The organism is Streptomyces sp. NPDC002795, assembly GCF_042888725.1.
GTDB lineage: Bacteria > Actinomycetota > Actinomycetes > Streptomycetales > Streptomycetaceae > Streptomyces.
The window spans coordinates 351638-375573 of sequence record NZ_JBIAQB010000005.1; the positions used below are offsets into that span (position 1 = coordinate 351638).

At 71.7% G+C, this 23936-nt stretch carries 24 protein-coding genes and 2 pseudogenes; 4 read left to right on the forward strand and 22 right to left on the reverse strand.

The annotated features are described in order from the left end of the window. Positions 1-30 precede the first annotated feature (30 nt). The 9 genes from ACFYWS_RS17680 to ACFYWS_RS17720 form a co-directional block, all read right to left on the reverse strand. Complete coding sequence (locus tag ACFYWS_RS17680; protein ID WP_389276694.1) at positions 31-909, reverse strand: ABC transporter permease; 879 nt, start codon at positions 907-909, stop codon at positions 31-33. After that, positions 902-1894, reverse strand: coding sequence for an ABC transporter permease (locus tag ACFYWS_RS17685; protein WP_389276697.1), 993 nt, complete (start codon positions 1892-1894; stop codon positions 902-904). Before ACFYWS_RS17685 ends, ACFYWS_RS17680 begins: the two co-directional genes overlap by 8 nt. Next, positions 1891-3474: an ABC transporter substrate-binding protein gene (locus tag ACFYWS_RS17690; RefSeq protein WP_389276700.1), complete on the reverse strand. Its 1584-nt coding sequence runs from the start codon at positions 3472-3474 to the stop codon at positions 1891-1893. Before ACFYWS_RS17690 ends, ACFYWS_RS17685 begins: the two co-directional genes overlap by 4 nt. A gap of 208 nt (positions 3475-3682) precedes the next feature. Then, a complete protein-coding gene (locus ACFYWS_RS17695) occupies positions 3683-4027 on the reverse strand; it encodes a zinc ribbon domain-containing protein (protein ID WP_389277373.1) in 345 nt (114 codons plus the stop codon). Further along, a complete protein-coding gene (locus tag ACFYWS_RS17700; RefSeq protein WP_389276703.1) occupies positions 3922-4845 on the reverse strand; it encodes a transposase in 924 nt (307 codons plus the stop codon). The genes ACFYWS_RS17695 and ACFYWS_RS17700 overlap by 106 nt, the downstream gene beginning before the upstream one ends. 266 nt (positions 4846-5111) lie before the next feature. Continuing rightward, the gene (locus ACFYWS_RS17705; protein ID WP_389276706.1) at positions 5112-6230 is read right to left on the reverse strand and encodes an acyl-CoA dehydrogenase family protein; all 1119 of its coding nucleotides are present in this window, start codon (positions 6228-6230) and stop codon (positions 5112-5114) included. Then, complete coding sequence (locus ACFYWS_RS17710) at positions 6227-7411, reverse strand: acyl-CoA dehydrogenase family protein (RefSeq protein WP_389276709.1); 1185 nt, start codon at positions 7409-7411, stop codon at positions 6227-6229. Before ACFYWS_RS17710 ends, ACFYWS_RS17705 begins: the two co-directional genes overlap by 4 nt. After that, positions 7408-8397, reverse strand: a complete 990-nt coding sequence (locus tag ACFYWS_RS17715) for an NADPH:quinone oxidoreductase family protein (protein WP_389276712.1) — start codon at positions 8395-8397, stop codon at positions 7408-7410. The genes ACFYWS_RS17710 and ACFYWS_RS17715 overlap by 4 nt, the downstream gene beginning before the upstream one ends. A gap of 114 nt (positions 8398-8511) precedes the next feature. Next, positions 8512-9135 (reverse strand): helix-turn-helix domain-containing protein, encoded by a 624-nt coding sequence (locus ACFYWS_RS17720; protein WP_389276715.1) that lies wholly within the window; start codon positions 9133-9135, stop codon positions 8512-8514. A 104-nt stretch (positions 9136-9239) separates the two neighbouring features. On the opposite strand from ACFYWS_RS17720, the gene ACFYWS_RS17725 reads away from it, so the two are divergent. Next, the gene (locus tag ACFYWS_RS17725; protein WP_389276718.1) at positions 9240-10256 is read left to right on the forward strand and encodes an NAD(P)/FAD-dependent oxidoreductase; all 1017 of its coding nucleotides are present in this window, start codon (positions 9240-9242) and stop codon (positions 10254-10256) included. 24 nt (positions 10257-10280) lie between these two features. On the opposite strand, the pseudogene ACFYWS_RS17730 reads toward ACFYWS_RS17725, so the two are convergent. Then, a pseudogene (locus ACFYWS_RS17730) lies at positions 10281-10388 on the reverse strand (helix-turn-helix domain-containing protein); the annotation flags it as partial. Further along, a pseudogene (locus tag ACFYWS_RS17735) lies at positions 10387-10791 on the reverse strand (DUF2975 domain-containing protein); the annotation flags it as partial. The pseudogenes ACFYWS_RS17730 and ACFYWS_RS17735, both read right to left, overlap by 2 nt. On the opposite strand from ACFYWS_RS17735, the gene ACFYWS_RS17740 reads away from it, so the two are divergent. Continuing rightward, on the forward strand, positions 10790-11701 hold the full coding sequence (locus ACFYWS_RS17740) for an SDR family oxidoreductase (protein ID WP_389276721.1): 912 nt from the start codon (positions 10790-10792) through the stop codon (positions 11699-11701). The pseudogene ACFYWS_RS17735 and the gene ACFYWS_RS17740 sit on opposite strands and share 2 nt — an antisense overlap. Positions 11702-11709: 8 nt before the next feature. Here the strand turns inward: ACFYWS_RS17740 and ACFYWS_RS17745 are convergent, their stop codons facing one another. The 3 genes from ACFYWS_RS17745 to ACFYWS_RS17755 form a co-directional block, all read right to left on the reverse strand. Further along, complete coding sequence (locus tag ACFYWS_RS17745) at positions 11710-12141, reverse strand: PPOX class F420-dependent oxidoreductase (RefSeq protein ID WP_389276724.1); 432 nt, start codon at positions 12139-12141, stop codon at positions 11710-11712. A gap of 67 nt (positions 12142-12208) precedes the next feature. Then, positions 12209-13048 carry an enoyl-CoA hydratase/isomerase family protein gene (locus tag ACFYWS_RS17750; protein WP_389276727.1) on the reverse strand — a complete coding sequence of 280 codons (840 nt, stop codon included), beginning with the start codon at positions 13046-13048 and terminating at the stop codon, positions 12209-12211. A 105-nt stretch (positions 13049-13153) separates the two neighbouring features. Beyond that, complete coding sequence (locus tag ACFYWS_RS17755; protein WP_389276730.1) at positions 13154-14110, reverse strand: SDR family NAD(P)-dependent oxidoreductase; 957 nt, start codon at positions 14108-14110, stop codon at positions 13154-13156. A gap of 63 nt (positions 14111-14173) precedes the next feature. Here ACFYWS_RS17755 and ACFYWS_RS17760 point away from each other — a divergent pair, with 63 nt between their 5' ends. After that, positions 14174-14728 carry a TetR/AcrR family transcriptional regulator gene (locus tag ACFYWS_RS17760; RefSeq protein ID WP_389276733.1) on the forward strand — a complete coding sequence of 185 codons (555 nt, stop codon included), beginning with the start codon at positions 14174-14176 and terminating at the stop codon, positions 14726-14728. Positions 14729-14752: 24 nt separating this feature from the next. Here the strand turns inward: ACFYWS_RS17760 and ACFYWS_RS17765 are convergent, their stop codons facing one another. From ACFYWS_RS17765 to ACFYWS_RS17800, 8 genes are all read right to left on the reverse strand, one after another. Beyond that, positions 14753-15397 carry a LysE family translocator gene (locus ACFYWS_RS17765; protein WP_389276736.1) on the reverse strand — a complete coding sequence of 215 codons (645 nt, stop codon included), beginning with the start codon at positions 15395-15397 and terminating at the stop codon, positions 14753-14755. Between the two features lie 10 nt (positions 15398-15407). Then, on the reverse strand, positions 15408-16340 hold the full coding sequence (hemC, locus tag ACFYWS_RS17770; RefSeq protein WP_389276739.1) for a hydroxymethylbilane synthase: 933 nt from the start codon (positions 16338-16340) through the stop codon (positions 15408-15410). Between the two features lie 48 nt (positions 16341-16388). Next, positions 16389-17141 carry a PIG-L deacetylase family protein gene (locus tag ACFYWS_RS17775; protein WP_389276741.1) on the reverse strand — a complete coding sequence of 251 codons (753 nt, stop codon included), beginning with the start codon at positions 17139-17141 and terminating at the stop codon, positions 16389-16391. A 29-nt stretch (positions 17142-17170) separates the two neighbouring features. After that, positions 17171-18475, reverse strand: a complete 1305-nt coding sequence (locus ACFYWS_RS17780; RefSeq protein WP_389276744.1) for an alpha/beta fold hydrolase — start codon at positions 18473-18475, stop codon at positions 17171-17173. 94 nt (positions 18476-18569) lie between these two features. After that, positions 18570-19052: a nitroreductase/quinone reductase family protein gene (locus ACFYWS_RS17785; RefSeq protein ID WP_389276747.1), complete on the reverse strand. Its 483-nt coding sequence runs from the start codon at positions 19050-19052 to the stop codon at positions 18570-18572. 76 nt (positions 19053-19128) lie between these two features. Beyond that, positions 19129-20157, reverse strand: coding sequence for a LacI family DNA-binding transcriptional regulator (locus tag ACFYWS_RS17790; protein ID WP_389276750.1), 1029 nt, complete (start codon positions 20155-20157; stop codon positions 19129-19131). 92 nt (positions 20158-20249) lie between these two features. Beyond that, positions 20250-20375 carry a hypothetical protein gene (locus ACFYWS_RS17795; protein ID WP_389276753.1) on the reverse strand — a complete coding sequence of 42 codons (126 nt, stop codon included), beginning with the start codon at positions 20373-20375 and terminating at the stop codon, positions 20250-20252. Further along, entirely contained in the window at positions 20372-20779 is a 408-nt protein-coding gene (locus tag ACFYWS_RS17800) for a beta-L-arabinofuranosidase domain-containing protein (protein WP_389276756.1), read from the reverse strand. Before ACFYWS_RS17800 ends, ACFYWS_RS17795 begins: the two co-directional genes overlap by 4 nt. A 156-nt stretch (positions 20780-20935) precedes the next feature. Here ACFYWS_RS17800 and ACFYWS_RS17805 point away from each other — a divergent pair, with 156 nt between their 5' ends. Beyond that, positions 20936-23890, forward strand: a complete 2955-nt coding sequence (locus ACFYWS_RS17805; protein WP_389277376.1) for a glycosyl hydrolase — start codon at positions 20936-20938, stop codon at positions 23888-23890. Positions 23891-23936: the final 46 nt, after the last annotated feature.

A 23936-nucleotide genomic window follows, 5' to 3' on the forward strand; every position in this document is an offset into this window, starting at 1 on the left:
CGGACAGGTCGTCCACCGAAAGCACCGTGGTCACAGGGTCAGCTCCGATCGGCGGCGGGGGTTCAGGCGTTCGCGCCAGGCGCCCGCGAGGCCCGCGATGGCCAGCGTCGGCACGATGATGAACAGGCCGGGGAAGAGGGTCGGCCACCAGTCGCCGGCGAGCAGCGAACCGCGCGCCGTCTGTACGAGTGTGCCGAGGCTGGCCTGGTGGGTGGGCAGGCCCAACCCCAGGAAGGAGAGGGCGGATTCGTGCCAGATGGCGTGCGGGACCATGAGGACCGCGGCGAGCGCGGCCTGCGGCAGGACGCCGGGCAGGAGGTGCCTGGCCGTCACCCGCCACCGTGAGGCTCCGCCGGAGATGGCGGCGTCCACGTAGGGGCGCGAGCGCAGCGAAAGCACCTCGGCGCGCACGATGCGGGCCGTCGACAGCCAGTGCGTCAGGCCGACGGACACGACGACCGGCCACACACCCGGCCGGAACATCGCCACGATGAAGATGCCGAGCAGCAGGTGCGGCACCGACGAGAACGTGTCCACGACGCGCATCACACCCCGGTCCACCCAGCCGCCGAGCGCGCCCGCGAGCGCCCCGACGGCGGTGCCGATGACGGTCGCGACGACCGCGGCCACCACGCCGACGAGCAGCGAGACCCGCAGCCCGTACACGCTGCGCAGCAGCAGATCACGGCCGACGTCGTCGGTGCCGAACGGGTGCGCCCAGGAGGGCGGTTGGAGCTTCGCGGCGAGGTCGACGGCCTGCTGGTCGAGCTGCGTGAGCGGCGGTACGACCAGCACGGCGAGGACCACCAGAGCCACGAGCACCGCGGACGTACGTATCCGCCACGCGCGCGTGGAGCGGCGCCGTACCCCGCGCGTACGCCACTGCCTTTGCAGAACCTGCTCAGCCATCGAAGCCCACCCTCGGATCGGCGATGCCGTACAGGAGATCGGCGGCCCAGTTCCCGGCGAGCACGGCGAGCGTCGCGAGGACCGTGACGGCGGCGAGCAGCGGGAAGTCCACGGACGTCGCCGCCTGCACGGTCGCGGCGGCGATGCCTGGCCAGCTGAACACGGTCTCCACGAGCAGCGCCCCGGTGATGAGTTCGGGTACCCGCGAGCCGATGAGCGTGAGCACGGGCAGCGTGCCGGAGCGCAGCGCGTGCCCGAACAGGACGGTGCGCGGCGCGAGTCCGCGGGCCCTGGCCCCGCGCACGGGGTCCTCGTCGAGCGCGTCGCCGACGCCCTGACGGACGTACAGGACGAACCACGGCAGCTGCGAGATCGCCAACACGCCTGCGGGCAGCGCGAGATGGGACAGCACCTGCCCGGCGGTGATCGTCGATGAGCCGGTGTCGGTGAGTCCGCCGGCCGGGAGCACACCGAGTTTCAGCGCGAACAGCCACACGGCGAGCAGGCCCAGCCAGAACGGGGGCGCGGCCTCCAGCGTGTACGCGAGCGAGGTGATCACCCGGTCGAGCCGGCCGCCCTGGCGGCGCCCGGCGAGCACACCGAGCAGGGTGCCAAGGACGATCGCGACGAGGAACGCGGTGGCGGCAAGCAGCACCGACCAGCCGAGCCGTTCACCGATCACCTGCGCGACGGGTTGCCGCATGACGGCCGAGTCGCCGAGGTCGCCGCTGAGCGCGGACGTCAGCCAGTCCCACCAGCGGGTGAACAGGGGTTGGTCGACGCCGAGGTTGACCCGCAGCTGGTCGAGGTTCTCCTGTGACGCGGTGAGTCCGGCCGTGCCGGCGTATGCCTTGACCGGGTCGAAGGGGGAGGCCGCGGCGATCGCGAAGACGCCGAAGGTGACGGCGGCGAGGACGGGCACGGCGAACACGATCCGCCGGCCCGTCAGGCGCGCCATCGGCCCCCAGGGGAGCCTCCTGCTCATGCCTTCCAGTCCTCCACGTTCCACCACGGCCCGGAGGCGAGCCCGTGGTCGTGCGGCTCGATCTGCGTGGAGAGGTCGCCGAACTTCTTGTCGACCACGTAGAGGTGGTCGATGTGGGTGAGGAAGGTGTAGCCGGGGTCCTTGACGAGTTCGCGCTGGACGGTGTCGTACGCGGCCTGCCGCTTCGCCTTGTCGTCGGTGCGGCGGGCGTCCTCCAGGGCGGCGTCGACCTTCTTGTTGTCGTAGTGCGCCATGTTGTTGAAGCCGTCGCCCGCGAGGGTGGACTTGAGCAGCGAGTACTGGTCGAAGTCGGGGTCGGCGGGCGCGCCGCCACCGGCCAGGACCGCGTCCTTGGGCATGCGGGGCATGATGACTTCCCAGGTGCCGCTGTCGACCTTGATGTCGATGCCGAGCTTCTTGGCGTCGGAGGCGTAGGCGAGGGCGTGGTCCTGGCGGAGCTTGTCGCCGGTGAGGTACCAGAGCGGGAAGGCGGCGCGGACACCGTCCTTCTCGCGGATCCCGTCCGTGCCCGCCTTCCAGCCGGCCTCGTCGAGCAGCTTCTTCGCCTTGGCGAGGTCGTGCTCGCGCTCGGTGCCCTTGGTGAACCAAGGGCTGTCGGTGGGCACAGGCCCGTACGCCTCCTTGCCCGCGCCCTCCAGGATCTGGTCGACCATGGCGCCCCGGTCCACACCGATGTCGAGGGCGCGGCGGATGTCGGTGTCGCCGGCCACCTTGTTGCCGGTCGGCAGGGTGACGACGCGGTAGTCGAAGGTCTTCGCCGCGTACGTCTTCTTGGCGGTGTCGGACTTGTACGTCTTGGCGAGGTTGGGCGGCAGGATGGCGCCGTCGAGGTCGCCGGAGCGCAGCCGGGTGGCGCGCACGTCGTCGTCCTTGATGATCGCCATGGTGAAGTTCTTGATCTTCGGTGCGCCGCCCCAGTAGTCGGGGTTGGCCTTGAAGACGAGCTTCTCGCCCTTGGACCACTTCACCAGCTCGTACGGGCCGGTGCCGATGGGCTTGGTGGTGAACCTGCCGTTGTTGACGTCCTGTTGCCCCGCGACGTGCTCGGGCGCGATGGGCAGGACGGTGCGCTCGGCGAACGGCGCGTAGGGGTACTTGAGGTGGAAGACGACGGTGTCGTCGCCCTTCGCCTCGACGTCCTTGACGGCGTCCAGCTCGGTCTTGGAGGCGTTGTTGGTCTTCTTGTCGAGGATGGTCTCGTACGTGAAGACGACGTCCTTCGAGGTGAACGGCTTGCCGTCGCTGAACTTCACGCCGTCGCGCAGCTCGTACGTGTAAGTGCGGCCGCCGTCGGTGACCTTCGGCAGTTCGGCCGCCAGCGCGGGCTTGAGCTTCATGTCGGCGTCGTGCGTAAGCAGCCCGTCGAAGATCTTCGAGTTGCCGTCCTTGCCGTAGCCGAGGAGCGGGCTGAGGCTGTCGGGTTCGTAGGCGATGCCGACGACGGCGCTGTCGCTGCCGCCGCCCTTGGCGTCGTCGTTCGGCGCCGCGCAGGCCGCAGCGGTCACCGCCAGTGCGGCGACCGCTGCCCCTACTGTCGCGCTCCGTGCCGGCCTGGCCACGTCACCCACCCCTATTCAAGATCTACTGTTATTGCGAACGAGTCGCAATAATGTCATCTCGTCAAGGTGAGGTAAAACCCGGCTGTCAACTTCTCGGCCGTGAACGGCCGAGCCTGTGCGGCTGTGGCCGTTCACACCTTGTCGCGCTTCCGACTGCCCCCTACGACGGGACGGTCACGGGTCGCATCTCCCCGTCTCTCCTGGCCGTTCAGCCAGGAGAGACGGGGACGGGTGCGTTGACGAACACCCACGCCGAGCGTGCGCGGTTGCGCACGTTGACCCCGGCGACGTGATCGGCGGGCCCAGCGAGGCCGCACCGACGACAGCAGAAATGGTCCCGGGTCGACCGGTTGGCCTTCTCGGTGTGCCCGCAGCGCAGGCAGCGCTGCGAGGTGTAGGCCGGATCCACCTCGATGTAGGGCACCCCGGCCTGTCGGGCCTTGTACTTCAAGTGCTCACCGAGCTGGTGGAAGGGCCAGGAGGAGAGCCGGTCCCGCTGGTCGCGTCGAAGCCGTACCCGGTCCCGGATCCCGCCGAGTTCTTCGACGGCGATCCCGCGACCGGTGCGTTGCGCGACGGACACACGATCTCCTTGGCAATCTTGTGGTTCACATGCGTGGCGTGCCGGAACTCCGTGCGTGCCCGGCGGGCCAGGCGGCGGGTGGCCGAGCGGGTCTGCTTCTTCTGCAGCTCGGCGCGTTTGCGGGCCTGCCAGCGGCGGTAACGGGTCAGGCGCCGGCCCTGGTAGTTGGTGCCGTCGGAGGTGGTGGCGAGGTTGACGATGCCACGGTCCACCCCGATGAAGTCCACCGGCTCGTACGCCTCCACGTCGGGGATCTCGCAGGTCGCCAGCAGGTACCACGTGCCCTTGATCTGGACCAGGTCGCTCTCCCCGCGCCGGAACTCGGCGAGTGTCTTCAGCTGGTCCGCCTGCCCGGTGTAGCGCAGGGATTTCAGGCGCCCCTCGACGGTCCAGATCGAGACCGTGCGGGCGTCGTATTGCCAGGACAGGCAGCGGTCATCGAACGGTTGGGCGGCCTGTGGGCGGAGGGTGACCGGCTCCCCGGTGGCCTTGCGCCACCGCTTCGAGCCGGCCCTGCCGAGGTTTCCGGCCTTCAAGTTGGCGCGCAGGGTGGCATAGGCGTCCACCGCCTTCTTGATGGCCCGCACGGCGGGCTGCGCCGAGAGCCCGAAGGCGGCCTTGACGTCCGCGTAGACCAGCTTCTGCAGTTCGTTGCGGGTATACGTGCTGTGCTCGAAGGCGACCTCGGCGGCGTGGGTGGCGGCCCGGTTGCAGGCACGCAGGGTCGCCTCAAGCACCGACGCCTGCTCCCGCGTCGGCAGCAGCTTCACCCGCACCACCCACTTCATAAGTCCGGACTGTAGTGCGCCCATCACACACCCGATCGGCATCCGGCCGCCGCTCATCAATACCGGTGACAGACACGGAAGTTGCCCGCACGGTCCGGCTCCGCCGGGTAAGGGTCGGCGATGCTCCGCATCGCTCATGAACCGACACGGTGCTGCGACGCTCCGTGTCGCCCTGCGGGGAGGCGGTTCCTCCCCGGCGTGAACGCCGGGGCCTCCTCGCCAGAAACCGGTGAAGTTGTTGTGCGACCGAAAGGCGTCGGCCGCCGTCAGGGAGCCCGCAGATCGACCAGTTCGGCCAGTTCCTCCCGGTGCCGTCCCGCCGTGCCGAGCGCGATCGAGTCCGCCTTGGCGCGCTTGAGGTACAGATGGATCGGGTGCTCCCACGTCATGCCGATGCCGCCGTGCAGCTGCAACGCCTCCTCAGCGGCGTGCACCGCGACGGGCGCCGCGTACGCCTGGGCGACGGCGACCGCGATGTCCGCGTCCTCGCTGCCGGTCGCGAGCGCGTCGGCCGCGTTGCGGGCGGCGGCGCGGGTGTTCACCGTCTCCAGCCACAGCTGGGCGAGCCGGTGCTTGAGCGACTGGAAGGACCCGACGGGCCGGTTGAACTGGTTGCGCTCCTTCGTGTAGCGCACGGTCTCCGTCAACAGCCAGTCGGCCAGGCCCAGTTGCTCGGACACGAGCAGGCCGGCCCCGGCCCGCAGCGCGCGCCGCACCGCCGTCGCCGCACTGTCGGTCAACTTCCGCCCGGCGACCCCCTCGAACGTCACGGAGGCCAGCGGGCGCGTACGGTCCAGCGAGACCTGCGGCTCGACGGAGACACCCTCGGCGCCCGCGTCGACGGCGAAGAGGCCGCTCGCGGTGGGCACGAGGAACACGTCGGCGGCGCCCGCGTCCGCGACGCCGGTGACGCGCCCGGTCAGCGCCCCGCCCTCTTCTCGTACGTCCCTGAAGTCCTGCCCGGGCGCGGCCGACAGCGGCACCGTGAGCACGCCGATGGAGCGGCCGGAGGCGAGCGCGGCGAGGACGGTGGCCGCCTCGTCGCCCTCGCAGGCGAGCAGCGCCTCCGTGGCGATGACGGCGCTGGTCAGATACGGCACGGGGGCGACGGCGCGCCCCAACTCCTCCAGGACGACGGCCGCTTCGCGGTGCGAGGCGCCCTGGCCTCCCTTGTCCTCCGGGACGAGGAGGCCGGCCAGGCCCATCGTCTCGGCGAGGTTCTTCCACAGTTCGCGGTCGTGCGGCGCGTCCGTGTCGACGCGGGCCAGGACCGACGTGGCGTCGCAGTGGTCGGTGAGCAGGTCGCGGACCGCCGAGCGGAGGGCTTCCTCCTCCTCGGAGTAGAGGAGGTCCGGTTCGGTGTTGGCGGTAACGGTGGCGGTCATCGGGCGAGGTCCTTCCAGGCGACGTCCTTGTCGGTGCGCGGCTCGGACGGCAGGCCCAGGACGCGCTCGGCGACGATGTTCAGCAGGATCTCGCTCGTCCCGCCCTCGATGCTGTTCCCCTTGGCGCGCAGATACCGGTAACCGGCCTCGCGGCCCGCGAAGTCGACGATCTCGGGCCTGCGCAGGGTCCAGTCGTCGTACAACAGGCCCTCCTCGCCGAGGAGTTCGACCTCCAGGCCGCTGATCTCCTGGTTGAGGCGGGCGAATCCGAGCTTCATGCCCGCGCCCTCGGGTCCGGGGTGTCCGGCGACGAGCTGCTGGCGCAGGCGCTCGGACGCGAGTCGGGCGACCTCGGCCTCGACCCACAGCTTGACGAGCCGCTGGTGCAGGTCGTGGGTGCGCAGCTCGGGGCGCTCGCGCCAGGTCCTGGAGACGATGCCGACGAGCCCGCCCTCGCGGGGCACGCGCATGCCGCCGATGGAGACGCGCTCGTTGTTGAGGGTGGTCTGGGCGACCCGCCAGCCGTCGCCGACCTCGCCGAGCCGGTGGGCGTCGGGGATGCGGACGTCGGAGAGGAACACCTCGTTGAACTCGGCCTCGCCGGTGATCTGGCGCAGCGGCCGGACCTCGACACCCGGGTCGGTCATGTCGCACACGAAGTACGTCATGCCCTTGTGCTTGGGCACGTCCGGGTCGGTGCGGGTGACGAGGATCGCGAAGCGGGCGTTGTGCGCGTTGGACGTCCACACCTTCTGCCCGTTGACGACCCAGCTGTCGCCGTCACGGACGGCGCGGGTGCCGAGCGCCGCCAGGTCGGACCCGGCGCCGGGCTCGCTGAACAGCTGGCACCAGACCTCCTCGCCGACCCAGAGCGGCTTGAGGAAGCGCCGCTTCTGGTCCTCGGTGCCGTAGCGCAGGATGGTGGGGGCGGCCATGCCGAGCCCGATGCCGTTGCGCCGCGGGTTGTTGTCCGGGGCGCCGGCTGCCGCCAGCTCGGCCTCCACGACGGCCTGGAGGGCGCGCGGCGCGTCGAGCCCTCCGAGGCCCTCCGGGTAGTGCACCCAGGCGAGCCCGGCGTCGAAGCGGGCACTGAGGAAGTCCTCGCGGGACGTGGTGGCGGGCGGGTGCGCGGCGAGGAACTCCTGGGTGCGGGAGCGCAGTTGGGCTGCGTCGACGGTCATGCGGAGGTTCCTTCCTGCGTACGGGCGTTCAGCCCGGGGACCACCACGACGCGGCCCGTCGTGACGCCGTCGGCGACGCGCTGCACGGCGCCCGCGGCATCGCTCAGGTCGACGCGCTCGCTGACGAGGGGCTTGATGGCGCCGCTCGCGGCCAGCTCGGTGAGCTTCTGGTGGCAGTGCGGGATGAGCTTCGGGTTCTTGGTGGCGTACAGGCCCCAGTGCAGCCCGACGATCGAGTAGTTCTTCACGAGCGCGTGGTTGAGCGCGGCGGTGGGGATGGCGCCGGAGGCGAAGCCGATGACGAGGATGCGGCCCTCGAAGGCGACGACCTTCGTGGACTGCCGGTACGCGTCGCCGCCCACCGGGTCGTAGATCACGTCGGCGCCGCGGCCGCCGGTGGCCTCCTTCACGGCGGCGATGACGTCCTCGGAGCGCCGGTCGATCACGACGTCGCAGCCCAGTTCGGCCGCGACCTTCGCCTTCTCGGGGCCGCCGACGACGCCGATGACCCGGGCGCCCGCGGCCTTGCCGAGCTGCACGGCGGCGCTGCCGACCCCGCCCGCGGCGGCGTGCACGAGCAGTGTCTCGCCCGACTGGAGGTGGGCGCGCTGGTGCAGACCGAACCAGCCGGTCTGGTAGCCGATGTGCAGGGCGGCGACCTCGGCGTCGTCCAGCGAATCGGGCGCGGGCAGCAGGGACTTCGCGTCGGCGACCGTGTACTCGGCGAGTCCGCCGCGCGGCAGCACGGGGTTGGCGATGACGCGGCGGCCGTCCTCGGTCTCGCCGCAGATCTCCACGCCCGGGGTGAACGGCAGCGGCGGCGTGACCTGGTACTGCCCCTTGCACAGCAGGGCGTCCGGGAAGTTGATGTTGGCGGCGCGCACCTTGAGCAGAACCTGCCCCGCACCGGGCTCGGGACGCTCCACCTCTTCGAGGCGCATCACCTCGCTCGGCTCGCCGTTCTCGTGCACTTGCCATGCCTGCATGCGGAGCCTCCACGGGACTGCTTCGTCAAACCGGGTTCGGCCGCATACTAAGCGGTCGCTTGCCGATCTGTGAATGCCCCGGAGCGGTTCGGATGAGGGTTTGGGCGGTAGTGACTACTCCTTCTTGCGGGCGGGCCGCGCGCGTACGTGCATCCGCTCGCCTTGCGGCCCGAACAGCACGAGGAACTCGGCGGGCCCCTCCCCCGTCGACCCGAACCAGTGCGGCACGCGTGTGTCGAACTCGACGGCCTCCCCCGGCTCAAGCACCACATCGTGCTCGCCGAGCAGCAGCCGCAGCTTCCCGGACAGCATGTACAGCCACTCGTAGCCCTCGTGCGTCTTCTGCTCGGGTTCGAGCCTGCGCTGCGGCTCGATCACCTTGTACGCCTGAAGTCCGCCCGGCTTCCGTGTCAGCGGGATCATCGTCCGGCCGCCCCGCATGATCGGCTTCGCCTGCACGCGCGGGTCCTCCACGGGTGGGGCGCCGACCAGCTCGTCCAGCGGCACCTTGTGCGCGCGGGCGATGGGCAGCAGCAGCTCCAGGCTGGGCTTGCGCAGGCCCGACTCCAGGCGGGACAGCGTGCTCACGGAGATGCCGGTGGTCTCGGACAGCCCGGACAGGGTGGCGCCGCGGTCCTTGCGCAGTGCGCGCAGCCGGGGCCCGACGCCGGTCAGGACGGCGTCCATGCTCGCGTCGGACTGCTCGTCCTCGTGGTGCTGGTGACCTTGCGCATTCATGAATCCATTGCAGTTTCAGCAAGCTTGTTTGTCAATACGGCAGGGGTGGGTGCACCTTCGGAATCGAGAGGTTCCCGTGCAATCCCGAACACGAGGTGGTCACCATGCAGAGCAAGAAGAACGCGTACGAGGTCGTGATCGTCGGCGGCGGAGCGGCGGGCCTGACGGCCGCGCTGATCCTGGGCCGTTCGCGCCGCTCGGTCCTCGTGGTCGACGCGGGCGAACCTCGCAACGCCCCGGCCGCGCACATGCACGGCTTCCCGTCGCGGGACGGCATGCCGCCCGCCGAGTTCCTGGCGCAGGTGCGGCGGGAGGTCGCCGAGTACGGTGTCGAGCTGGTACGGGACCGGGTGACGGCGGCCGAGCCCGACGGGTCGGGCGAGTTCGAGGTGGCCCTGGCGGACGGCGGCCGGGTGCACGCACGACGCCTCGTCGTCGCCACCGGCCTGGTGGACGAGTTCCCGGACATCCCCGGCCTCGCCGAACGCTGGGGCAACGACGTGATCCACTGCCCGTTCTGCCACGGCTACGAAGTGCGCGATCGCGCCATCGGCGTCCTCTACCGCAAGGAGACGGGCATCCACCAGGCCCTCCTCTTCAGCGGCCTCTCCTGTGACGTGACGCTGTTCCTGAACGGCGCGGACGAGGACGACCTCCCGGACGAGCACTGGCAGACGCTGGCGGCGGCCGGGGTGAGCGTGGTGAGCGGCGAGGTCGACGGCATCGAGGTGACGGACGCCCGGCTGAGCGGGGTGCGCCTCGCGAGCGGCCGAGTGTTCCCGCGCTCGGTGGTGGTCGTCCCGACGGTGATGGTGCCGCGCGACTCCCTGCTGAGCGCGCTCGGGGCCCGGACGAAGGACACTCCGGCGGGCCCGTTCGTCGAGGTGGACCCGACCGGCCTGACCAGCGTTCCGGGCGTATGGGCGGTGGGAAACGCGACCGGCCCCGCGGAACAGGTGGTCAACGCGGCGAGCGCCGGCTACCGCGCGGGCGTCACCATCCACGCGCAGCTGCTCAACGGGGACCTGGAGCGCGAGGTGGCGCGACGCCGCGCCGGGGCGTTCTCACCGGAGGGCGAGCGGGCGGTGGCGCGGGCGCGGCGGCAGGCGGTGGGGGCGTGAGGGATGCCGGGATCCCGGAGCGCCTCATCCGCCCGCGCCGCCCTCGACCTCCCACCTCAACAGACCCCCAGGCTGACACTCCAGTACCTCGCACAGTGCCGCGAGTGTCGTGAAGCGGACGGCCTTGGCGCGCGACCCCGAGGACGGCCAGACCGACCCCGCCCATGATGAGGGTGACGCCCGGGTCCTCCCGCTGGCCGGGTGCGTTGACGGCCGTGACCGTGAACCACAGGAGGGCGGCCGCCACGATCGCGCCGATCACCCCGTCCACGTACCGGAAGGCGGCACGGGAGAACACGGTTCCGCCGCGCACCATCGCCACGAGCCGCCATACGCAGACGAGGGCGACCTGGGCTGCGACCATCCCCAGGATCGTGATCACACGCAGCGCGGTCAGCGGGAGCGAGCCGTCCTCGGGATCACTCCCGCCGGCCAGCACCCACACCCGACGCCCTTGGGTGGGTGAACCATACGAAGGGCTCACTACGTCCCGCAGTACAACGTATGGAAGGTTGCGCGCCCAGGAGGTATCCATGTGCGCCATGACGCACTCCTCGCCCGCCCCGCGCGGCCTCCCCGCCCCTCCCCCGCTCGGCGACTCCGCTCTGCCCCCGGACACGTACGACGGTCGGCTCGTGCTGGTGACCGGGGGTGGGACGGGGCTCGGGCGGGCCGTCGCCGCGGAGTTCGCGCGGCTCGGGGCCGGGGTGATGATCGTCAGCCGGAAGGCGGAGCATCTGGCGCCCGCACGCGAGGAGTTGCGGGCGATCGAGGGCGCGGGGCCGGTCACGGCGGCGACCTGCGACATCCGGGACGCGGCCCGGATCACGGAGGTCTTCGACGCGGCGTTCGCGGCACACGGGCGGATACCGGACGTGCTGGTGAACAACGCGGCCGCCAACTTCCCCGTACCCGCCGAGGAGTTGTCGCCGAACGGCTGGCGCACGGTCGTCGACATCACGCTCAACGGTACGTACTTCATGACCCGCGAGTTCGGGCGCAGGCACCTCGCCGCGGGCACACCGGGCTCGGTGATCGCCGTCGGCGCGTCGTACGCGTGGACGGGCGGGCCCGGTTTCGCGCACAGTTCGGCGGCGAAGGCGGGTGTGAAGAACCTGGTGGAGACGCTGGCCGTGGAGTGGGGCCCGTACGGGATCCAGGTCAACGGCCTGGTGCCGGGCCTCATGCTGCACGAGGACATGACGCCCGACATCCGCGAAAACCTCGACCGCGCGGAGGACCCCGCCGCCCGTCAGCCCGCTCTCCGGGTGGGCGCGCCACGGGAGTTGGGCTGGGCGGCGACGTTCCTCGCCTCCCCCTACGCCCGTTTCGTCAGCGGCCACACACTGGTGGTGGACGGCGCGAACTGGCAGCGGCGGGATCTGGTCAACGCGCCGGTGACGCCGGTGCGGGAGCAGATGGGGCGCGGCCCGTTCGCGCCGTGATCCGACCGTCAGCCGAGCCGCTGCCCGTACACGTGGTCCACGGCCATCACCATCAGCACCCGGCGGTCGGACACCATCACGGACCGGTACTCGTCCCAGTCCGGGTGTTCGCCCGCCGCCTTGCGGTAGTAGTCGACGAGCGCCTCGACCTCGTCCCCCTTCGGGTCGGTCCCCGGTCCGACGAGCGTGACGGCGCCCTCGGCGGTGGCCCAGGACCGGCCGTCGGAACCGGTCACCTCCAGCGCGGCGCGGGGGTCTCGGCGCAGGTTCACGGTCTTGGCGCGGCCCTCGGTCATCGACACGTACAACGTCTCGGTGTCCGGGTCGTAGAACGGCTGCACCGGCGAGAGCTGCGGCCGGCCGTCGGCCTTCAGCGTGGCGAGGACGCCGAGCCTGCTCTCGGCGAGGAGGGCGTGGGGAGCGAAGGGTGCGGTGGTCATGGTCACCTTTCGGGCGGGGGCGGACGCTACGGCGTCGACGTGGTCCGCCGACACCCTTGCGAACATCTCACGCGCCCCGGTATTCCGGCGGTCTGCGCCGCGCCTTCGCGGTGAACCCTTCGGTCGCGTCCTCGGAGGTGAGTGTCAGCGCCGCGCTCATGGCGACCCGGTCGAGCGCCGCGTCGAGCCCGGCGTCGGCGTACGCGTCGATGTCACGCTTGACGGACTGCACGGCGAGCGGCGCGTTGCCGGCGATCTCGGCGGCCACGTCACATGCGGCGCGCTCCAACTCGTCGACCGGCACGACCTGTTGGAGGAGATTGAGCCGGTGCGCGGTCCCCGCGTCGATCCTTCGCCCGGTCAGCGCGAGGAACTTGGCCCACCCGGCCCCCGCCTCGCGCGCGATCCGCAGATCCCCGCCCGCGTCGACGGCGACCCCCAACTGCGCCTCCGGCAGCGCGAACACGGCGTCGTCGGCCGCGATCCGCACATCCGCCATGAGCGCCAGCTCGAACCCGAAGCCCAGGCAGTACCCCTGTACGGCGGCGACCACGGGCTGCGGCAGCCGCGCGAACGCCGCGAACCGCTCGTGCACCCACCGGATGCCCTCGTAGTACGCCCGGTGCCGCGCGGAACCGCTCTCCCCCTCGATGCCCCCGCCCGGCGCGGTCACATCGATCCCGGCACAGAAGGCCCGCCCCTCGGCGCGCAACAGCACGACCCGTATCCGCTCGTCGAACCGGATCCGGTCGGCCATGACACCCAGCTGCCGACTGGACTCCCAGCTCCAGGCGTTGAGCTTGGCCGGACGGCACAGCGTGAGCACGCCGACGCCGTCCTTCTCGACGTCGAGGCGCATCCGCCGCTCGTCCCCTTCGGGGATGCGGGTGTCGGTCGTGTCGATCATGCGGTCACCTGCCGGCTCGGGAGGGGGTTCGAGGTAACTGGCGGCGCGCAGCGTAGCCCTGTGGGCCCACATATTGAAGACAGCTTGAAGACAGCTCCGCGACCGTCATCGCGAGACGGCCCAGAGCCGCTCGGCGGTCGCGGGGTCGAGCGCCCATTCCTTGACACCGTGCGGGTGCCGCGCCAGTTCGGCGTCGTTCGGCACCGTGTACGCCTCTTGGCCGTCGTCGAGGTAATGGCCTCCGGTGTGGGCGAACTGCGGGGCGACCGCCGCGACGACGCTGGTGGCTGCCCCCTGCTCGACCGTCTTGTACGTGAAGACACCGGCGGCCTCGGCCGCGTCGAGGGACGCCTTCTGCTCGGGCGTGAAGTTCCGTTGCAGCCCGGTGGCGACACCACCCGGGTTCACCGCATTGGCCACGATGCCGTCGGACGCCCAAAGGCGGGTCGCCTCGACGGCGAAGAGCGAGTTCGCCGTCTTGGACTGGGCGTAGGCGAGCTGCGGGTCGTACGCCCGACGCTCGAAGTGGAGGTCCTCGAAGTCGACACCGGCACGCATGTGCGCCGTGGAACTGACCGAGACGATCCGCGCTCCGTCGCGCTCGGCCGCTCCCCGCGCGAGCGCGCGATGCAGGCCCGTGGCCAGCGCGAAGTGACCGAGGTGGTTCGTCGCGAACTGCAACTCCCAGCCCTCAGCCGTGCGTTCGAGGCCGCCGGTGACCACACCGGCGTTGTTGATCAGCAGATGGAGCGGGCCGCGCCAGGCCTCGACGAAGCGCGCGACGGAGGCCCTGTCGGCAAGGTCGAGCCGTACGACCCGCGGCCGGGCCCCGACGGTCGACTTCGCGAGCCTCTCGGCGACGGCCTCGCCCGCAGCCGTGTCGCGGACGGCGAGCGTCACATCCGCCCCGGCGGCGGCCAGTACCCGCGCCGTCTCGGCCCCGAGGCCGGAGGAGGCCCCCGTCACGACCGCGCGGACACCGGCGAGGTCGACACCGCGCAGCACCTCGTCCGCGGTGCTGGAGGCGGTGAAGGGCGTGGTGATGAGGGCGTGGGCATCCATACGAGCCACTATACGTACTGGACTGCACTTGTATAGTTTGTTCACCACTCCTACGCTTGCCCCATGAGCAGCCCCGACGCCGCCCCTGACGCCGACCGCCGCACCCTGGTCCTGGACTCCGCCATGGCCACGTTCGCGCGCTTCGGATACCGGAAGACCTCCATGGAGGAGGTGGCACGGGCCGCGCACATCTCCCGACCCGGCCTCTACTTCCTCTTCTCCTCGAAAGAGACCCTGTTCCGTGCCGCGGTCACGCAGACCCTGGAGCGGGACATCAGCGCGATCGAGCACACCCTGGCCGACACCGGCCGCCCCCTGCCGGAGCGCCTCGTGGACGCGTTCGACCGGTGGGCCGGGCGGTACGTCGGCCCGCTGTCGGGCGACGTCATGGTGGTCATCGAGGACAACCCCGGCCTCCTCGGTGAGATCGCCGACACCGCGCCACGACGCTTCGAGGAACTGGTCACCGACGCGATCGCGAGCGGGGCGACAGTAGAGGAAGCCGCCCCCTTCGCCCGGACATTGATCAGTACGTCGATCGGCCTCAAGCACCAGGCCGGCTCAAGGGAGTTCTACGTCGACCGGATGAAGACCGCGGTCGCACTACTGGTGCGTTGATCCGGCTTCCCGACGAGGCGCGGCTCAGCCGGACACAGGGGTACGGGACAGCGCCGTGCGCAGCGCGAAGACGCCGAGCAGGCCGCCTGCCGTGAACCGCTGGGCGGTCATGGCGCGGGGGCGGGCGGTCAGGAATCCCGACACCCGTGCGGCGCCCAGCATGATCAGGGCGTTCACGGTCATCCCCACGACGATCTGTACGGCGCCGAGTTGGAGCAGCTGGCTCCAGGCAGGACCGGCGTGCGGGTCGAGGAACTGGGGCAGCAGCGCGGCGTACATGAGCGCGATCTTGGGGTTGAGCAGGTTGGTCAGCAGCCCCATCGAGAACAGGCGGGCGTCGGAGACCGGTGGCAGGTCCGCTGCCGGGGCGAACGGCGAGCGGCCGCCGGGCTTGAGCATGCTCCAGGCGAGGTAGGCCAGGTAGGCGGCCCCGGCGAGCTTGACCACCAGGAACGCGACCGGCACGGCGGCGAACAACGCGGACAGGCCAGCGGCCGCGGCCAGCAGATAGGCCACGAAGCCCACGGCTGTCCCGCTCAGGCTGACCAGTCCGGCCCTGCGTCCCTGGGTGATCGCGCGGGAAGCGAGGTGGATCATGTTCGGTCCCGGTGTGAGGGCCATGCCCAGTTCGATCAGGGCCACTCCCCCGACCGCGGTCGCACTGATCATCGTCAGGCCCTCAGTGCGCGATGCCGTCGATCAGTTCCCGCGCGCCCTGCCGCAGCAGCGCCACCGCCACCGACATCCCCAGCGTCGCCGGGTCCAACGGGCCCGCCCACTCCTGCGCGTTGAGCACCCGCTTGCCGTCAGGGGTGAACACACAGCCCCGCAGCGACAGGTCGCCGGAACGTTCGGCGCGGGCGTAGCCGGCGATCGGTGAGTTGCAGTGGCCTTGCAGGACGTGCAGGAACATGCGCTCGGCCGTCGCCTCGCGCCAGGTGTCGCGGTCGCCGAGACCGGTCACCGCCTCCAACGTCGACTCGTCGCCCTCGCGGCACTGCAGCGCCAGGATCCCGGCACCGATCGGCGGGCACATCGTCTCCGGCGAGAGGACCTCGGTGATGACATCGGTGCGCCCGATACGTTCGAGTCCCGACAGCGCGAGGAGGAGTACGTCCGCGTCGCCCGCCGCCATCTTCTCCATGCGGCGGTTGGCGTTCCCGCGCATCGGGACGCACTCCAAGTGCGGGTGCGACGCCGCGAGTTGAGCGACACGGCGGACCGAGGACGTGCCGACGCGGGTCCCCTCGGGCAGTTCGTCGAGGGTGCGGCCCGCCGGGTCGATGAGCGCGTCCCGTACGTCGTCCCGCTTCAGGTACGCGCCGAACGTGCAGCCCTCGGGCAGCGGCCGGTCGGCCGGGATGTCCTTGAGGCAGTGGACGGCGAGGTCGGCCTGCCCGTCGAGGAGCGCCCGGTCGACCTCCTTGGTGAAAGCGCCCTTGCCGCCGAGCTTCGACAGATCGCCCATCCACTTGTCACCGCTGGTCGTGACCGGCACGACCTCGGTGCGGATGCCGGGGTGCAGCGCGGCGAGTTCGCCGCGGACACGCTCCACCTGGGCCAGGGCCATCGGCGACGAACGGGAGACGATACGGATCAACTCGGCTGCCATGGCGCAACCATAGGGCAATCCGCGCACACCTTCCTGAGCGGGTCGGCCCTACCTGCTGAACAGTTCGAACGGCACCGCCGGCTTCCCGCCGAACCGCTCCGCCGCCGACTGCGCGTTCCCCATGAGGAAGGTACGGCAGTACGTCTCCGGGTCCTCGTCCGTCAACACCTCGATGTACGTGCGGTGTTCGAGGAGGGAGCTGATGGAGCGCTCAAGGCCGGCGGTCGCGTCGACGGCGTGCGTGGGCTGCGCGGAACCGGCGATGGCCACCCACCGCACCCCGTCCCATGGTTCGAGGCCCTGCTCGGTCAGCTCGGGGAAGATCCACCGGTTGCCCGCGTCCCCGGCCGCGTCGAGCGTGGCGCGGCCGACGGCGACGTGGTCGGGCGTGTTCCAGGCGACGCCGCCCCACGTGTCCCGGTGGTTGAGGGTGATGACGAGTTCCGGGCGGTGGCGGCGGATCGCGGCGGCGATGTCGCGGCGCAGCGCCGTGCCGTACTCGATGACACCGTCCCGGTGCTCGAGGAACTCGACCGTCTCCACACCGACGACCGCCGCACTGGCCCGCTGCTCCTGTTCGCGCAGCGGGCCGCACTTGGCCGGTTCGAGGGTGTCGATGCCGGCCTCGCCGCGGGTGGCGAGTACGTAGCTCACCTCGCGGCCCGCGTCCGTCCAGGCCGCGACGGCGGCGGAGCAGCCGTACTCCAGATCGTCCGGGTGGGCGACGACGGCGAGGGCGCGCCGCCAGTCCTCCGGCATGGGGTGAAGCGGGGCTTCGGTGCTGGGTTCGGGCAGGGTCATGTGGGCAGCCTATGGCCCTGCCCGCGAGCTCACACCTCTCCGCGCGCCATCGCCAGCAGCCGGTCCAGCACCCGCGGACCGCCCGCCCGCAGCCCGTCGTGCTCGAACTCGTTCGTCACCCACGGGCGCAGGCCGCGGATGGTCCGGGCGGTGCGCAGCGCGTGCTCCGTGTCCACGTACATGTCGTCGTGGTAGACGGCGGCGACCGCCGGGACCTCGTTCGCGGCGAGCCGGGTCGGGTCGTACAGCGGCGCCCAGTCGGTGCGGGCCGCGACCCGCTCCGCGACCCCGCGCAGCGGCCGCAGCGCCGGGTCGCAGTCGAACTGCCACGGGTGGACGGTCTCGCCGGTGAACAGCAGCGGCCCGCCGCCCGTGAGGGCCTTCTCCCCGTCGAACTGCGGGAATTCACCGCGTACGCGCTCCGCGGACCAGTCGGTGGCCCGGCCGCCCTGCGCGTAGATCGCCTCGTGCACCACGGCGTACAGCGGGTGGGAGCGGTACGAGAGCGCGCCCGCGACCTGTTCGCAGAACGCGTCCGACAGCTCCCGCCCACCCGGGGTCCGCACGAACGCGTCCTCCAGCAGGTAGTGCAGCCGGTCGCTGCCGTCGCCCGCGCCGAGCCAGATGCCGAGGGACTGGAAGGCGGGGACGGTCAGGCGGTAGCCGTTCGGAAGGACCGGCTCGTGCTCCTGGACGTACGTGGCGATGTCCTTCGCCCGCTCGACGTCCATCGGGTAACGGGCGTAGTGCGCGCGCACCTTGCGCTCGACTCGCGGGTAGGCGGCCCGGTAGACGTCGTCCGCGTGGCCGTCGAGCGTCGGCAGGCCACCCGTGATGATCGCGGTTTGCAGGCCCTCCGGAGCGGACGACAGATAGCGGACGGCGCAGAAGCCTCCGAAGCTCTGCCCGAGGATCGTCCAGGGCGCGCCGCCGGTGACCTCCCGGCGGATGAACTCGCAGTCGCGCACGATCGAATCGGCGCGGAAGTGGCCCACGTACGCCGCCTGCTGCTCGACGTCGCCGCGCAGCGGGAGCGTCTGGCGGTTGACGGTGGCGGAGGCGCCGGTGCCGCGCTGGTCGAGGAGGAGGACGCGGTAGTCCTTCAGTGCGCGGCCGAGCCAGGCCGCCGGGCCGGAGAAGCGGTTGGCGCCGAAGCCGGGGCCGCCCTGGAGGTAGAGCAGCCACGGCAGGTTCTCGTGCGCGCGCCCCGGAGCGACGGCCTCGCGCGCGAAGAGCTCGATGCGCTCCCCGTCGGGGACCTCATGGTCCAGGGGTACGGAGAACCGGCGGTCGGTGAGGACGACCCCGGCCTGTCGGTAGCTGGCGGCGCTCAATGCGGCTCCTGTGCTGCGGTGCGGACGGTTCGTCCGCCCAGTTCAGCACACGGTGATCGCGTAGGTGGGCGCTGCCCCCGCACTCGGGCGACTGTCAGTACAGCGGCTCCAGGATCACCACCGTGGTCTCGGTGGACCGCTTCGCCGCGTGGGCGTCCAGGTTCTTCTCGGTCTCGCGCCAGCGGTTCCACAGCCGCGTCCGTTCGTCGCCCGTCGCGGCGCGCGCCCGCACCGTCCGCCGGCCGGAGACCATGTGGACGGTCGCCTCGGGGTGTGCCCGGAGGTTGAGCCACCAGGCGGGCTCGCCTTCGCCCCACCCGTTCATCGCCAGCGTGACCAGCTGTGGGCCGTCCTCCACGTAGGCGACGATGACACCGCGCCGGCGGCCGGTGCGGCGACCCGTGGTCGTGAGCCGCAAGATGCCCCACTTGTCGGGGCGCGGCTTCCACAGCCCGACCCTGCCGCCGAAGGCCCGGTACGCGCCCCGGTGCACCGACCAGGCGAGGCGGATGAACCAGCGCGGTGGCAACCACGGCGCTTCTCTACGGTCCTTGCCCGGCATGGCGACCTCTCCCACGCGCTGTTGGCTGCGGTTGCGGAGCACGCTAGCCGCGGGTGTGCGCCCCGGGTAGGGCCGAACGGTCCGTTGACGCTCAGCGCGCGCCGAGACTCGACCCCCGCACCACCAACTCCGGCTGCAGCACCACCCGTCGGTGCTCGTGCACACGCCCCGGCTCGTCCGCCGCCTCGATCTCCTCCAGGAGCAGGTCCGCGGCGAGGGCGCCCATGTGGACGGCCGGCTGGCGCACCGAGGTGAGCGGGACCGCGGCCGCCGCCGCGAACTCGATGTCGTCGTAGCCGACGATCGCGATGTCGTCGGGGACGCGGACCCCGGCCGCGTACAGGGACTGCAGGACGCCGAGGGCGAGGAGGTCGTTGGCGCAGAAGACGGCGGTGGGGCGCTCGGTGAGGCCGAGGAGGCGGGCGCCCGCGTCGCGGCCCGCCGCCACGTCGAGGCGTTCGGTCGGGAGTTCGCGCAACACGGAGGAAGGCAGTCCTGCCTCATTCAGGGCGCGCAGGGCGCCCTGGCGGCGGTCCTCGACCTGGTTGAGCGTGCGCGGGCCGCTGACGTAGGCGATGCTGCGGTGTCCCGCGTCGATGAGGTGGCGCACGGCGAGCGCGCCGCCGTTGACGTCGTCGACGGAGACCGAGCATTCGGTGGCGCCCTCGGCGACCCGGTCGACCAGGACGAACGGGATGTCGTGCCGACGGAAGGCCTCCACGGTGGGGCCGGTCGCCTCGGCGGGCGTCAGGAGGACTCCGCGTACCCGCTGCTCGGCGAAGAGCGACAGGTAGTCGGCCTCTTCGACGGGGCTCTGCGCGCTGTTGCACACCATCACCCCGAGCCCGGTGTCCCGCGCGGCGCGCTCGGCGCCGCGCGCGACATCCACGAAGAACGGGTTGCCCATGTCGAGGACGAGCAAGCCGATGATGCGGCTGCGTCCGGCGCGCAGTTGGCGCGCCGACTCGCTGCGGACATAGCCGAGCCGTTCGATGGCGGCCTGGACGCGGGCCCGCGTCGCGTCGGCCACGGCCTCGGGCCGGTTGATCACGTTCGAGACCGTGCCCACGGACACCCCCGCTTCACGGGCGACGTCCTTGATCCCCACGGACTGTCCCATCGGGTGTGGTCCTCCTGGTGAGCTGGTGCGGCAGTGGGAGTGTACGTGGGTGTGTCCGTCCGGCGTCCGGCCCGCCGAACATGCCGAGCGTGTCAGTCCGCCGTGTCGTACGCGGAGCGGAACGTCCAGGTGCCGGGGCCGACGTCGTAGAGCGCCTTTCCGTCCTCCGTGCCCACGAGCCGCGCGCCCTTCGGCGCCCCGACCTGCCCCGAGGTCACGGGCACCTCTCCCGCTCACCGGTGTTGGGTCCGCGCAACTGGACGTCGGGAGCCTCCCAGCCTCCGCAGGGTTCGGCGTCGGAGGGGAGGCCGACGTTGGTGCGGAAGGTGTGCAGCAGCCGGTCGGGGTCGACGGCTTTGAGGTAGGCGCAGGTGCGGCGCATGTCGGCGCGGAACGGGCTGTCGAGCAACGTCACGTCGCGCAGCGGCACTTCGGCGAGAGCGGGCGCGGGCGCCGCGCCGCTCGCCCCGTCGGCGGCGAGCCCTTCCTCGGCGGCCGCCGCGGCGAGGGCCGTCCCGCCGTATCCGGGCGCCGCGCCCAGGGCCGCCGCCCCGGGCAGCGTCTTGAATCGTTTCGCCCTGCTGTTCCGGGCAACTTTCGGGGAGCCGGCATCGCCTGTCAATCTGCTTGCACAGATGGCCTGTTGCTCAATCTCTTGCCTCCGCACTCGTGGACGCGTACGTTCCAGCAACCGCAATTGAATCGTTTGAACCGTTCAACTGCCCTATGACCAGGGCGAGGAGAATCGAGGAGCTCGATGGGCCCGCGCAGACGCACTGTGTTGAGAACGGCCGCCCTGGCATCGGCGGCCTCGGCCCTGCCGCTCGGCGCCGCGCCCGAGGCCCTCGCCCAGGGAGCCGCACCACCGTCACCGGCGCTGCCCGCCCCGCCGCCGTCCGTGCGCCCCAAGTTCCGCTGGTGGTGGCCCGACGCGCGCGTGGACACCGGCGAACTCGCCCGGGAGATCCGCCAGATCGCCGACGCGGGCTTCGGCGGAGTGGAGATCGCCGCGGTCACCCACAGCATGGACCAGCAGCTCGACACGGTCCGCTACGGCTGGGGCACCGAGGCCTGGCGGGCCGCGGTGGAGGCCGCACTGCGCGAGGCGAAGAAGCGCGACGTGACGGTGGACCTCACCATCGGCCCGGCGTGGCCCGCGGCGGTGCCCTCCCTGACCCCGGACAGCCCCGGCGCCGCGCAGGAACTCGCCCACGGTGCGGCCGTGGTGGCACCGGGCGGGCGCTACGAGGGGCCGGTCCCGGCCGCCGTGGTCGAGGCCGCGGACGGTGTGCGCGAGCAGCGGCTGTTGCTCGTGCAGGCGGTGCGGGTGACGGCGGGCAGCTCGCCGGCCGCCGTCCCGGTACGCCTCGACCAGGACACCGTCACCGACCTCACCGACGAGGTCGCGGGCGGGCGGCTCACCTGGAGCGCCCCTGACGACGGCGCGACCTGGCTGCTCGTGACGTACTGGGAGCGCGGCTCGGGCCAGCGCCCCGAGGGCCGCGACCACACCACTCCCCTCTCCTACGTCGTTGACCACCTCAGCGACGCGGGCACCCGCGCGGTCACCGACTTCTGGGAGAGGCACATCCTCACGCCCACCATCCGGGGGCTGCTGCGCGAGACCGGCGGGACGCTGTTCGAGGACTCCATCGAGCTGGAGACCGACGCGACGCTGTGGACGCCAGCGCTGCCCGCCGCGTTCGAGCGGCGCATGGGCTACCCGCTCCTGCCCCATCTGGCCGCCTTCGTCGAGAAGGACGAGAAGTACGTCTTCAGCTTCGAGTCGTCCCTGGACAAGGCGATCCGGCGGGACGTGATGGAGGTCGTCACCGAGCTGTATGTGGAGCACCATCTGCGGCCTGTGCAGCGGTGGGCCCACACGCTGGGCCTGAAGCTGCGCATCCAGCCGTACGGCCTGGAGACCGACGCCGTCTACAAGTCGGCGATCCTGGACGTCACCGAGGGCGAGTCGCTCGGGTTCAAGAACCTCGACGACTTCCGCGCTCTGGCCGGGGGCCGCGACATGGGCGGCAAGCCGCTGGTGTCCAACGAGGCGGGCGGCACGGCGGGCGGCGCCTACGCCACGACGTGGACGGACACGCTGAAGAAGCTGGTGACCCAGTACGCGGCCGGGGTCAACCAGGCCGTCTTCCACGGTTTCGCGTACGCGGACGCGCCGGGCGCCCAGTGGCCGGGGTTCGCGGCCTTCTCCCCGTACAAGGGGGCGGCCGGGTACGGCGAGGCGTGGGGCCCGCGTCAGCCGCTGTGGCGGCACACACCGCAGGTCGCCGGGTTCCTGTCGCGGGTGCAGCAGGTGCTCCAGACCGGCGTGAACCGGGTCGACGTGGGCGTGCTGCGGCAGAAGGGGTACGCGGGCTCGGGCCTGGGCGCCCCGTGGTTCTCCAGCGACGGGGTGCCGGTCGGCTGGACCCACACGTTCCTCAGCCCGCGGCTGCTGTCGCTGCCGTCGGCCGTGGTGCGCGAGGGGCGTCTGGCCCCGGACGGTCCCGCGCTCAAGGCCCTGGTCGTCGACGGCGACATCATGATCGGCCGTGAACACACGCTCCAGCTCGACGTCGCCGGGAAACTCCTGGAGTACGCGCGGGCGGGCCTGCCGGTGATTCTCATCGGCGACTGGTCCGACGCCCACGTGCCGGGCCTGGCCCGCCCCGGCGACAACGACCGCCTTCGGCTCCTGCTCACCCGGCTCCAGGAGTCGAAGACCGTGCACACGGTCGCCGACCGGCCCGACGTCCCCGAGGCGATCGCCGCCCTCGGCCTGACCCGCGACGTCGAGTACGACCGGTCGTCGATGCTGGTGCACGCCCACCGCACGGACCGCCACGCCGACTACTACTTCTTCGCCAACGACGCGGTGAGCAAGAAGGGCTCGACCGGCAGTCGCATCACGCACGACGTCACGCTCACCGCGCACGTCAAGGGCGCGATCCCGCACCGCCTCGACCCGTGGACCGGCGACCTGACCCCGCTCGCCCTGTACACGCGCACGGACGACGGGCGGATCCGTCTCACCGTGGACCTTCGGCCGGGCGCGGTCACCGTGATCGTGCTGGCCCGCCCGCGCGGCGCCGCGCCCCGTCGGCACGCGACCGCCACCGGGGCCGACGAGCTGCGTGTCGCCGCGGGCGGCCGCCTGGAGCTGCGGGCGTCGCGGCCCGGCACGTACACCACCACGCTCGACGACGGCAGCACACGCCGCACCACGGTGGACGCCGTCCCGGCCCCCGTCGACCTCGCCTCCTGGCACTTGACGGTCGACGACTGGCGGCCGGGGGCCACCGCCACGGAAACCGTCCACGAGCGGCACGACGCGACGCTCGACACGCTCGCACCGTGGACCCGGCTGCCCGGCCTGGAGGACGTCTCCGGGATCGGCCGCTACCGCACCACCGTCGACCTCGCCGAGGCCGACGGCTGGGATCCCGGCGTGCACGGCGCGCTGCTCGAACTCGGCGGCGTCCTCGACACGTTCACGATCCGCGTCAACGGACGCGACCTGCCGCCGGTCGACCAGCTCACGCGCGTCGCCGACCTCGGCGGCAGGCTGCGGATCGGCTCCAACACGATCGAGATCGAGGTGGCCACCACCCTCCTCAACCGGCTCCGTGTCGCCCGCCCCGACGTGTTCGGCGCGGCCAGGCGGCAGGAGTACGGGCTGACCGGTCCCGTGCGCCTCGTGCCGTACGCCCGGCTGCCGCTGCGCGGCTGACCCGAAGCCGCGCCGCACCACAGGAACGCCCACCGCACGGTTCACC

Excerpts from the sequence above, each read along its gene's own strand:
- ACFYWS_RS17680 (WP_389276694.1), bottom strand. The coding sequence starts at position 909 with ATGGCTGAGCAGGTTCTGCAAAGGCAGTGGCGTACGCGCGGGGTACGG.
- ACFYWS_RS17685 (WP_389276697.1), bottom strand. The coding sequence starts at position 1,894 with ATGAGCAGGAGGCTCCCCTGGGGGCCGATGGCGCGCCTGACGGGCCGG.
- ACFYWS_RS17700 (WP_389276703.1), bottom strand. The coding sequence starts at position 4,845 with ATGAAGTGGGTGGTGCGGGTGAAGCTGCTGCCGACGCGGGAGCAGGCG.
- ACFYWS_RS17705 (WP_389276706.1), bottom strand. The coding sequence starts at position 6,230 with ATGACCGCCACCGTTACCGCCAACACCGAACCGGACCTCCTCTACTCC.
- ACFYWS_RS17710 (WP_389276709.1), bottom strand. The coding sequence starts at position 7,411 with ATGACCGTCGACGCAGCCCAACTGCGCTCCCGCACCCAGGAGTTCCTC.
- ACFYWS_RS17715 (WP_389276712.1), bottom strand. The coding sequence starts at position 8,397 with ATGCAGGCATGGCAAGTGCACGAGAACGGCGAGCCGAGCGAGGTGATG.
- ACFYWS_RS17720 (WP_389276715.1), bottom strand. The coding sequence starts at position 9,135 with ATGAATGCGCAAGGTCACCAGCACCACGAGGACGAGCAGTCCGACGCG.
- ACFYWS_RS17725 (WP_389276718.1), top strand. The coding sequence starts at position 9,240 with ATGCAGAGCAAGAAGAACGCGTACGAGGTCGTGATCGTCGGCGGCGGA.
- ACFYWS_RS17740 (WP_389276721.1), top strand. The coding sequence starts at position 10,790 with ATGTGCGCCATGACGCACTCCTCGCCCGCCCCGCGCGGCCTCCCCGCC.
- ACFYWS_RS17745 (WP_389276724.1), bottom strand. The coding sequence starts at position 12,141 with ATGACCACCGCACCCTTCGCTCCCCACGCCCTCCTCGCCGAGAGCAGG.
- ACFYWS_RS17750 (WP_389276727.1), bottom strand. The coding sequence starts at position 13,048 with ATGATCGACACGACCGACACCCGCATCCCCGAAGGGGACGAGCGGCGG.
- ACFYWS_RS17755 (WP_389276730.1), bottom strand. The coding sequence starts at position 14,110 with ATGGATGCCCACGCCCTCATCACCACGCCCTTCACCGCCTCCAGCACC.
- ACFYWS_RS17760 (WP_389276733.1), top strand. The coding sequence starts at position 14,174 with ATGAGCAGCCCCGACGCCGCCCCTGACGCCGACCGCCGCACCCTGGTC.
- ACFYWS_RS17765 (WP_389276736.1), bottom strand. The coding sequence starts at position 15,397 with ATGATCAGTGCGACCGCGGTCGGGGGAGTGGCCCTGATCGAACTGGGC.
- hemC (WP_389276739.1), bottom strand. The coding sequence starts at position 16,340 with ATGGCAGCCGAGTTGATCCGTATCGTCTCCCGTTCGTCGCCGATGGCC.
- ACFYWS_RS17775 (WP_389276741.1), bottom strand. The coding sequence starts at position 17,141 with ATGACCCTGCCCGAACCCAGCACCGAAGCCCCGCTTCACCCCATGCCG.
- ACFYWS_RS17790 (WP_389276750.1), bottom strand. The coding sequence starts at position 20,157 with ATGGGACAGTCCGTGGGGATCAAGGACGTCGCCCGTGAAGCGGGGGTG.